Below are 2,626 nucleotides of genomic sequence, written 5' to 3'. Positions count from 1 at the left end.
CGCGGCGGAACCGAGAACCTGCCCGGCGTCGCCGGCTTCGGCGCGGCGGCGAGGATCGCCTTGGCGGAACCCGAGGCCGTGGCGCGCAATGCGCCGTGGCGCGATGCGGCGGCGGCGCGGCTCAAGGCCCTGGGCGCGGTGGTGATCGGTCAGGATGCGCTACGCCTGGGCAACACCTTGAATGTCGCCACCGCCGGCTGGAGCGCCGAGCGCCAGGTCATGGCGCTGGATCTGGCGGGCGTGATGGTCAGCGCCGGCGCCGCCTGCTCGTCGGGCAAGGTCAAGGCCTCCCCGGTGCTGGAAGCGATGGGCCTGGGCGATCTGGCCGGCTGCGGCATCCGCGTCTCCGGCGGCTGGACTACCACCGAGCAGGACTGGGCGCGGTTCGTCGACGCCTGGACCGATGCGCATGCGCGCCACCAGCGTTTAGAGAAGGCCGCCTGATGCCCGCCGTCGAACAGACCCTCGAGCAGGTGAAGGAGCTGGAGAAGTACCAGCACGGCTTCGTCACCGACATCGAGCAGGACTTCGCGCCCAAGGGCCTCGATGCCGATACGGTGCGTTTCATCTCGGCCAAGAAGGACGAGCCGGCGTGGATGCTGGAATGGCGCCTGGCGGCCTTCGAACGCTGGCTCGCCATGGATCCGCCCGACTGGGCCAAGGTGAGCTTTCCGCCGATCGACTATCAGGACCTCTACTACTACGCCGCGCCCAAGGCGAAGGACGGGCCGATGAGCCTGGACGAGGTCGACCCCCAGCTTCTGGAGACCTACAAGAAGCTGGGCATCCCGTTGCGCGAGCAGGAGGTGCTGGCCGGGGTCAAGGGCGCGCCGAAATACGCTGTCGACGCCGTATTCGACTCCGTGAGCGTGGTCACCACCTTCAAGAAGGAGCTGGCCGAGGTCGGGGTGATCTTCTGCTCGATGAGCGAGGCGATCCGCGAGCATCCGGAGCTGGTGCGGCAATACCTCGGCACGGTGGTGCCGGTGAGCGACAACTATTTCGCCTGCCTGAACGCGGCGGTCTTTTCCGACGGCAGCTTCGTCTACGTGCCGCCGGGCGTGCGGTGCCCGATGGAGCTCTCGACCTATTTCCGGATCAACGCCGAGAATTCCGGCCAGTTCGAGCGGACCCTGATCATTGCCGACAAGGGCGCCTACGTCTCGTACCTGGAAGGCTGCACCGCGCCGATGCGCGACGAGAACCAGCTGCACGCGGCCGTGGTCGAACTGATCACGCTGGATGACGCCGAGATCAAGTACTCGACCGTCCAGAACTGGTACCCGGGCGATCCGGAGACCGGCAAGGGCGGCATCTACAACTTCGTCACCAAGCGGGCCGACTGCCGGGGCGACCGTTCGAAGGTCTCGTGGACGCAGGTCGAAACCGGGTCGGCGATCACCTGGAAGTATCCCTCCTGCGTGCTGCGAGGCGAGGGGAGCTCGGGCGAGTTCTACTCCATCGCCATCACCAACGGCCGCCAGCAGGCCGACACCGGCACAAAGATGATCCATCTCGGCGCCAACACCCGCTCGCGGATCATCGCCAAGGGCATCAGCGCCGGGAAGAGCACCAGCACCTATCGCGGGCTGGTCTCGGCCCACCCCAAGGCCACGGGCGCGCGCAACTTCACCCAGTGCGACAGCCTGCTGATCGGCAAGACCTGCGCCGCCCACACCGTGCCCTACATCGAAGCGCGGAACGGCAGCTGCGTGTTCGAGCACGAGGCGACGACGACCCGGCTGTCGGAAGACCAGCTGTTCTACGCCCGCCAGCGGGGGCTCTCGCAGGAGGAGGCCGTGCAGCTGCTGGTCAATGGCTTCGTCAAGGACGTGCTGCAGGAACTGCCCATGGAGTTCGCGGTCGAGGCGCAGAAGCTGGTGGCGATCAGTCTCGAAGGGAGCGTGGGGTGAATCCGATGTTGAAAGTGACCAATCTCCACGCCGACGTCGGCGGCGCCTCGATCCTCAAGGGCCTCTCGCTGGAGATCCCGGCCGGCGAGGTGCATGCCATCATGGGGCCGAACGGGGCGGGCAAGTCGACCCTGTCCTACGTGCTGACCGGCCGCCAAGGCTATGATGTCACCAGCGGCGGCGCCACGCTCGACGGCCAGGATCTGCTGGCTCTGGAACCGGAAGAACGGGCCGCCAGGGGCGTGTTCCTGTCGTTCCAGTATCCGCTGGAGATCCCGGGCGTGCCGGCGCTCACCTTCCTGCGCACGGCGCTGAACGCGCAGAAGCGCGCACGGGGCGAGGACGAGGTGTCCGCGCCGGCGTTCCTGAAGCTGGTCCGCGCCAAGGCGGCCGAGCTGAAAATGGACTTCGACATGCTGAAGCGGCCGCTGAACGTCGGCTTCTCCGGCGGTGAGAAGAAGCGGATGGAAATCCTTCAGATGGCGGTGCTTTCGCCTCGCTTCCTGATCCTGGACGAGACGGATTCCGGGCTGGATATCGACGCCCTGCGCATCGTCGCCGACGGTGTGAACGCCATGCGCTCACCGGACCGCGCCATGCTGGTGATCACCCACTATCAGCGCCTGCTGGATTACATCCGGCCCGACCGGGTGCACATCCTGGCCGGCGGCCGCATCGTGCATTCGGGCGGCCCCGACCTGGCGCGCGAGCTC

At 67.1% G+C, this 2,626-nt stretch carries 3 protein-coding genes; all 3 read left to right on the top strand.

Features of this window, described 5'->3' with window-relative positions:
- On the top strand, positions 1 to 444 hold a 444-nt coding region (locus ACIQ3R_RS17370), incomplete at its 5' end, for an aminotransferase class V-fold PLP-dependent enzyme (RefSeq protein WP_397420103.1).
- Positions 444 to 1,913: a Fe-S cluster assembly protein SufB gene (gene sufB / locus ACIQ3R_RS17365; protein ID WP_397420102.1), complete on the top strand. Its 1,470-nt coding sequence runs from the start codon at positions 444 to 446 to the stop codon at positions 1,911 to 1,913. The genes ACIQ3R_RS17370 and sufB, both read left to right, overlap by 1 nt.
- 5 nt (positions 1,914 to 1,918) lie before the next feature.
- Positions 1,919 to 2,626: Fe-S cluster assembly ATPase SufC (sufC, locus tag ACIQ3R_RS17360; RefSeq protein WP_397420104.1), on the top strand; the 708-nt coding region annotated here is incomplete at its 3' end.

Source organism: Phenylobacterium sp., assembly GCF_044371015.1.
Taxonomy (GTDB): domain Bacteria; phylum Pseudomonadota; class Alphaproteobacteria; order Caulobacterales; family Caulobacteraceae; genus Phenylobacterium.
The sequence above is the reverse complement of the archived record's forward strand: the minus strand, read 5'-3'. Positions and strand labels throughout refer to the sequence as shown.